Raw genomic sequence first — 7,711 nt, forward strand, 5'->3', positions numbered from 1 at the left:
ACGGCCTTTTTAAGCGATCCGAATTTAGAGCAAACGGAAGAAGAGCGCCTGACGCAATGGGAAGAAGAGGTTTGCCGGCTGTATCAGAATGACAAAAAAGACATAGCCAGGAACGCGTTTGAGCACTGTCTTAAAGAGCATCGCTCTTACACGGATTACGATGATTTCCTGCTGACCAAGGGGTTGATTAAAAAAGAAGAGCCCCCTGTCGAAAAGCAGGAAGCGGCTGAGACGGTCGAAGTAATGACTGAATGTGCAGCGGCTGTAAAAGAACCAACTGAAAAGGCGGATACGGCACAGGAGGAGCAAGCACCTTTAAGCGTCGCAGATAAAAAACAGACGTCTAATCGCCGCTCGAACAGGAGAAATAAAGGCAAACAAGCTGCTATACCTAAAGCTGAGCCGAAAGAAACCACGGCCAGCTTGTCGGGCAATTCTCGAAGTCTTTCGCAAAGAATAGATGTTCTACCGACGAGAGATCCGCTGGCTCGTTCACCTAAATTTTTCAAGTCAGGCTCAGGAGGCAAATTTGGCCTGCCGGGTTCTCTCGAAGAAATCAAAATGCAATTAGATAGCGTTGCAAATGAACAGGCTGCGTATCAGGATGAATTGCAGAAAGCCTTGCAGAAGCGCAGCTCATTGGAGGTAAAGGGAGCTGCTTTAAAACAGAAATGGGCTTCACTGCAACAGGAAAAGCGGGAGTTGATGGCACAAAACCCGAGGTTGTCCAGGGTAGAAGAGAAGATTCAAACCGATCTGAATAATTTGTTTGAGTCTTTTTCCGAAAGTGCTTTGGATAAGACGTTTAGAAAGAACCACCCGCAGGAAACTATTTTCAGATGGCTGATTCTGACTGAAAATGGAGGCAATGATTGTTTTATTTCCCGATTAAAAAAAGATAATGATAAATGGATGGCGTTGAAGCGTTATTTTATAAATAATCCTCTGGAGCTGGAGCATTATTTTTCGTTAAAAGAACTGGCTAAAAAAGATCCCATTTCGGGAAACACCTATTTTGAAATTTTATGCCTTAAACAACATGGCCTTGATTTCCTTAAAGAGATATGGGACTCAATGTCCATTCCTGACATGCTAAATACAGAGACGCTATCCCTGTTTAAAGATATTTTGTTTGCAGCTTCTTCAGTCAATACATGGGATGATTTGATTGGAAAAGATAGTTTATTAATGTTTCTGTTAAACCATCCAACAGGACGTCCTCTGTTCAAAATTCTATTCAGCAGCCAGCTGTTCCCTTCTTTATGCTGCAAGGACAAAGAAGGAAATACACTCTTGCATTGGGCGGTAAGCAATCAGCGCGTGAATATTATAGTAGCGATTATGGCAGCAAGAGCGAGCGCTTTAAAGGACGGGTTTGTCAAGGTAGAGCAGGACGTATTGGAGGTAAAAAATAAAGAAGGGCTAACCCCGCTGGAACTGGCTAAAAAATTAAATCTGCTTATCGCATTAAACGCACTGGATTGCTCACGCTATGGAAATACTCTCTCCAAAAAAGAGAATCCTCCGGTATATGATGAACAGTATTTACGAACCAAAGTACAAGAGATTTCTACAACGAGAGGGCCGATTCTTATCCCGGCAGTTAAAAAATTGTCAGGCGAGGTTACTGAACTTGAGCTTGCAAAAAGAAAACATACACAAAAATTATTGTCAGATTCCACCAGCCAGAAGCCGCGTGATAAAAAGAAATTGAACGTGCAAATCAGGGTCATAGAAGGATTAATAAAAGAAAAGGCAAGACAACAAAACGAAATAATAAGTGATGCAAGACTTAAGGCAATGTCGAATTTATCCCAATGCCAACTAAGTGTTCAGGAAATTTATGAACATCTGGATATGCTGTTCATTAATATCCCTCCTGATTTGTTATATACATTTTTAATGGCCGCTGCAAGGCCCAACGACCTTCCCTTACTCATGCATCTGTACAAAAATAATTCCGATGGCATAAGTTCCTGGAAATGTTTTCAAAATTATCTGCAAGAGAACCCGGTTTTGGTCAATTTCAATTTTTCCCTGGACAAGTTATTCAGGCAGTACAATGATCTGGGTAAGACCCGTTTTGAATTACTTGCGCGTAAAAAGGAAGGATTGGATTTTTTGTTCCTGATTTTTAATATTCTGTCAATTCCGGAAAAAGTGAATATAGAGTCGCACAGAAATATCATGGTCAACTTGTTTGCCGATATTGCCATTCAGCAGTGGGGTAGTCTGGACGAGTCTCAGTCTTTGCTGATGTACCTGCTTAATCGACCACAGGGACGTTTTGTACTTTCCAAATTACCTGCGGATCTGTTCTTCAACCTGATCAGACAGCAGGACTCTCAGTGGAACAGCTTCCTGCATTGGGCTGCTGCAAATCGGCGTGTTGATTTGATTTCAATGGTGCTCGAGCTTAAACAGAAAGCTTCAGACAAGATTTCAATACAGCAATTTATTGATTTGAAAAACGAAGCAGGTGAGACAGCGCTTGATATCGCCAAAGCGCATAATTTTGAGCAAGGGATTACGCTATTAACTGGGCAAACGGCATTAAAACCAGGCATTGCGTCTTATACCTCTCTGTATCATCCTCCGGCGGCTGCTGAAGCTACTAACCCATCGTCCGTTGCTTTAAACGAGACTAGGCCGGTTACTTTGGGATAAACAATACTTCAAGCATCTCCTGCATGCCTCGGACAAGCACTGAGGGCTCTCCCCACTTTTTATATAGTCAGCGGATGACTTAACAATTGCTCAAACAGGTCTATTATCGTGTCGTTCCCGCGAAGGCGGGAATCTGTTTCTCAAGATAATTCCTGACGTTGTTTGCAAGATGGATTTCCGCCTACGCGGAAACGACACTATTTAAAGTCATTTTGACCTGAACGCCAGGTATTTTTTGAATGAAAAAATGAGGGGATTCCTCAGGGACAAACCGAGACACGTAGGAGGTCGGATTAGTCCTTCATCTAAATCCGGCATTCCTGAAAGTTGCCTGTTTTTTCAAATGGCCGCTAGACTTTAAATTCAAGGATACGAAAAGGGGCGGTCATGAAGCTTGAAGATGCGGAAAAAATGGATTTAATGAAGCAGTTACAGGCAATCAGAATTCTGGCGGGTAACACAGCAGATGAACAGTTATCGGCTCAGCAAGCAGGCATTATGAATAAGGGAGGTCATTATAATGCCGCTGTGAATGATCTTGCCAAAGCGCAGGCGCGGGTTCAGGATTCCACAAAAAAAACAGGTCATTCGTTTCTGTCCACCACCTCCTCTACCCTTTCTGATGTGTTTAATCTGATAAAGGATGGGATTAATGGCAAAATGAATGATTATCTGCAGGAATTACTGTCCAATGCCGAAATTATGGCGGCAGTTAAAAATAAGGATGCCAAAGACCCGAATAGCCGTAAGGTGCTGGAGATCAATGTGACCATTGCCTCAACCATGATTGATAAATATGCCGGCCTTTTGGAAATATTGCTGAATAAAAAAAGTTTGTCTTCTCCTCAACAGCAATTAATAAAGGATGCTAATCAATCGATAAGTCATGCCGCAGAACGCTTAAGACGAGTTAATTTCATGCGTGCCTTTAATAGCCTGGATGATTATGCGACAGTATATATGGCCCAGCACCACAAAAGCAGCTGTTTTTCCAATTGGTTCTCTTCCTCTCCTTCCAGGGCATACAATAACCTGATTCACTGGTTTGAAGATTTAACCCGTGAGCCCTTATCCGCAAAAGAACTCATGGGAGCGATATATACCATTCGCAAACAAATCGGGCAGTTAAAAAATGAGGAAGAGCGGGCTGCTATTCGTGACGGACTAGATCAGATGCTCAAAGATAATGCCTGTCCTGTATTCAGTATTGATGCTCTGCAGGGTGAACTGAAAGAGTATATCGATGCCTTTGGCAGGCGGATTGCAGAATTGGGACTTCAATGGCCGGCCCCCTTTGCCGCAGAAACGCTTCCTGTGGTGCAACGGGTAATGACCGCTTAGACCGGTCAGGGGAGCTGCCACTGCCATTAAGTTAAGGAATTATTGTAGGTTGGAGGGCTTCCTTAACTTATGGCGTGGGGCTTCTTGCTACGTCCTGAGGTTACAACTTCTGTGAATAAAGTAAAGCCCGCAACTGATCAATTTCAGCGAGCAGATCCAGAACCAGTCCTGCACCCGCCAGATTAACGCCCAAATCCTGGTTGAGCCGTATAACCGTACGGATACGTCTTAAGGCTTCATCGTCAAATAGCCACTCATTGCTTTCGTTCCTGCTAACCGTAACAATACCTTCCTGAACGATTTCGATAATTGTTTCACGGGTAACGCCAAAGGAATGGCTGATTTCCTGCAAAGAGAGTGAAAATAGCTGTTCGCATTCCATTGTGCCAGTCTTTTTATCGCTCATGAGCTGCTCCCATTTTTTCACGCGGATTAAAATGAACGCTTTTAGCCATTTGCTCGAAAAGTCTGTTCATGTCGCTGTTTTCAGTTTCCGGAATCCTGATTTCCAGAGTTATGTATTGGTCGCCCGGCGGATTACCTGGCAGGCCGCGTCCTTTAAGGCGCATTTTTTTACCTGTCTGAGAGTAAGCCGGAATTTTCATGTTTACTGTGCCGCCCAGTGTGGGTATCTCAATATTAGCACCAAGAACTGCTTCCCAAGGCGTAATAGGGACCTTCAGATGGATATCCTTCTTCTCCAAATGAAAGAGAGGGTGGGGAGCAATATGAATTTCAATATACAGATCACCGCGCTTGCCTGCGACCCGCTCTCCGCCCTGGCCTTTCAACCTAATTTGCTGTTGATTGCCAATTCCTTTGGGAATTTTTACCCGTATGGACCGTTGCTGGTATTCCAGTTCGCCCTGTTTATTGATCGAAGGCATCTGAAGCTGGAGTATTTTCTCACTGCCCTGATAGCTGTCCTCAAGGCTGATGGTCAGCTGGGCATGGACATCCTGACCTTGATCGTAAAAGCCTTGTTGCTCGCGTCTTGCCTGCCGGCCGAATATGGAGCCAAGAAAATCCTCAAAATCGGCAGGATCAAAATCACTATGACCCGCATACTGATACTGGGGCTCATAGTCCTGACCATATTGTTGCTGGGCTTCGCTTTGTTGTTTCCAATACTGGCCGTATTTATCGTATTTCGCTCTTTTTTCCGGATCTTTTAATACCTCATAAGCCTCTCCCAGTTCCTTGAATTTTTCTTCGGCACCGGGTTCCTTGCTGACATCAGGATGGTACTTTCTTGCCAGTTTGCGATAGGTTTGTTTAATTTCATCCTGGCTGGCCGTTCTATCCAGGCCCATGATTTGATAATAATCTTTAAAGTCCATTGTAATTTCTTGCCCGTCCCTATGCTGAAAATAGTTTAAGTATAGCCTGCCTGGTGCAGGCTATAGGCTCAATCCAAACGGATAGTATAATGGAAGCTGCCGGTTCCTTCATAGGACATATCCACAAAACGCATGCCTGAGCAATTAGCATGAACTTTGGGATGCATCATAAATGGGCCATCCTGAAGATGGAGCACACACCAGCTTCTGCCATCGTTGGTTGCGACGGTAATGTTGGCGCGCCCTTTGCGGCAAGCGGGAGTGTCACGAATTTCAAAGCTTAAATGACTCAGAACCTGCATAAAAAGTTCAGGAGTCGTATTGGCATCAACGATGGCAATATCAGGGCGGCTGTCGTCGCTTATACGGAAAAAGTCGCTATATCCGCAGAGGCTGGGATTCGCCTGAGCTTGAAATGCAGTGAAACCACAGAATAAAAATAAAGCCATTTTTTTCATCAATTGTTTCTCCCTTATTAAATCTGGAAGGATTATATACTGGTCTTAAGGGAATAAACAGCTTTGGCTCATCGACCTGTGTTTCTTTTAAAGTTGACGTTCAGGCTTATCGAGCCTATTTTAAAAGATGATTTTAACGGATTTTCTTAATGAAAAAAAATATCATTCTCCTGATTGTCTCTTTCGCTTTATTCATGGAGGCCGTGGATACCACGGTGTTAAATACGGCTATTCCGGTGATTGCAAAAAGTCTGAATGTCAATCCAATTAATTTAAAAATTGCTCTAATCAGTTATCTGGTTAGTCTGGCTATTTTTATCCCGGTCAGTGGCTGGATAGCCGACCGTTTTGGTGCAAAAAGAGTGTTTATTCTGGCGGCTATGCTTTTCACCGCCAGTTCTGTCTGGTGCGGTTTTACCGATAACCTGCCTGAACTCATTATTGCAAGAATTACCCAGGGAGTCGGCGGTTCGCTTACTTTGCCGGTGGGCCGGCTCATCATCATGCGTACCTGTGAGCGTCATGAGCTGGTAAGCAAGATGAGTGTGGTGGTTATGGTGGCTGCAATCGGAATGATGCTGGGACCGGTGCTCGGCGGGGTAATCAGTAATCATTTCTCATGGCGCTGGATTTTCTGGGTTAATGCTCCGGTTGGTATTCTGACGGTCTTTCTGGCAATTTTTCTGCTGCCTTCCATGCCTTCGCGGCCGATGCCGCCTCTGGATAAATGGGGATTTATTCTTTTTGGCAGTGGTCTGGCCATGTTAACCATTGGCTTGTCAGTTCTTAGCGAATCGGATGCGCGGCATGTTCTGGTCGTTCTAAGCCTGCCGCTGGCGTTTTGTTTGTTATTTTTATACGCCTGGCATTCTTACAACAGGGCTCATCCCATAGTAAAAATTGAACTTTTTCGCATACGAACCTTTCGGGTATCGATACTGGGAAATCTGTTTGCCAGGCTCGGATTCGGCGGGTTTCCCTTTTTATTACCGCTGTTACTGCAAATCGGCCTTGGGTATAACTCTCAGATTTCCGGATTATTACTCGCCCCTACGGCTTTGGGTGTGCTGATTGTAAAACCCTTGTCGGTGCATATCCTGCGCTGGTTCGGGTATAAAAAGCTGTTAATCGTCAATACAATACTTGTAGGCATCGCGCTGGGCATGTTCGCTTTCATTAATGCACAGACCAGCTTCATTGCGATAGCACTGCTCAGCTTTTTTTATGGGTTATTAATATCCTTGCAATATACCGGGATGAATTCTCTGGCTTATGCGAATGTGGATGCAGAAGAAATGAGTGCGGCGACCAGTATTGTCAGTACCACTCAGCAGCTTGCACAAAGTTTCGGAGTTGCCGCGGCGGCATTGCTAATCAGAATTTCAGCGAGTCTGAGCCATGATCCGGCGTTGAGCATCCGAAGTTTTCATTTAACCTTTATTGCCATGTCCTTACTGACTTTTGCCTCGATAGTTATTTTTATTCAGCTTAGAAAAGAAGATGGTCATGAGTTAATCGACATCCCGGTGAGAACTGCAACGGTGTGAAAACCACGGATATATTTATATAGGTTGGGCCAAGGGCCTATAGCCGTCAGGCTAAAAATCAATGTTATCCCCTCTCCACCGCGCATAGCGTGGGGGAGAGGGAAGGGAGAGGGGGTTAGAAAATTTATCACGTTAGTGATTCCATTTTTATTGTGACAATAAACCATAGCTACAGAAAAATGAGTAATGAATCGCTACGCGACCTTATTTATAGCCCCCTCACCCTAACCCTCTCCCCCACGCTGCGCGCGGTGGAGAGGGGATCAGATATTCTTAGCCTGACGGCTATGGGCCAAGGGCCTGAGGGATCGACTCATTTTAATAAGGAGCATGTTTATTGCTCCTTTAAAATTAATGC

The 7,711-nt window shown here is 44.4% G+C and carries 6 protein-coding genes; 3 read left to right on the forward strand and 3 right to left on the reverse strand.

Going from position 1 to position 7,711, the window contains the following annotated elements; translation table 11 throughout:
* Positions 1 to 2,667, forward strand: a 2,667-nt coding sequence (locus E1O89_RS15515; protein ID WP_165483183.1) for an ankyrin repeat domain-containing protein, incomplete at its 5' end; no start/stop codon positions are given.
* 387 nt (positions 2,668 to 3,054) lie between these two features.
* A complete protein-coding gene (locus E1O89_RS15255; protein ID WP_133140908.1) occupies positions 3,055 to 4,008 on the forward strand; it encodes a hypothetical protein in 954 nt (317 codons plus the stop codon).
* A gap of 100 nt (positions 4,009 to 4,108) precedes the next feature.
* On the opposite strand, the gene E1O89_RS15260 is transcribed toward E1O89_RS15255, so the two are convergent.
* From E1O89_RS15260 to E1O89_RS15270, 3 genes are all read right to left on the reverse strand, one after another.
* Positions 4,109 to 4,414: a chaperone modulator CbpM gene (locus E1O89_RS15260; RefSeq protein ID WP_133140909.1), complete on the reverse strand. Its 306-nt coding sequence runs from the start codon at positions 4,412 to 4,414 to the stop codon at positions 4,109 to 4,111.
* Positions 4,404 to 5,348 carry a DnaJ C-terminal domain-containing protein gene (locus tag E1O89_RS15265; protein WP_133140910.1) on the reverse strand — a complete coding sequence of 315 codons (945 nt, stop codon included), beginning with the start codon at positions 5,346 to 5,348 and terminating at the stop codon, positions 4,404 to 4,406. Before E1O89_RS15265 ends, E1O89_RS15260 begins: the two co-directional genes overlap by 11 nt.
* A gap of 68 nt (positions 5,349 to 5,416) precedes the next feature.
* Positions 5,417 to 5,809, reverse strand: a complete 393-nt coding sequence (locus tag E1O89_RS15270; RefSeq protein WP_133140911.1) for a hypothetical protein — start codon at positions 5,807 to 5,809, stop codon at positions 5,417 to 5,419.
* 146 nt (positions 5,810 to 5,955) lie between these two features.
* Between E1O89_RS15270 and E1O89_RS15275 the strand changes: the two genes are divergently transcribed.
* A complete protein-coding gene (locus tag E1O89_RS15275; RefSeq protein WP_133140912.1) occupies positions 5,956 to 7,353 on the forward strand; it encodes a DHA2 family efflux MFS transporter permease subunit in 1,398 nt (465 codons plus the stop codon).
* Positions 7,354 to 7,711: the final 358 nt, after the last annotated feature.

Source organism: Legionella genomosp. 1, from assembly GCF_900640215.1.
Lineage (GTDB): Bacteria > Pseudomonadota > Gammaproteobacteria > Legionellales > Legionellaceae > Legionella_C > Legionella_C quinlivanii_A.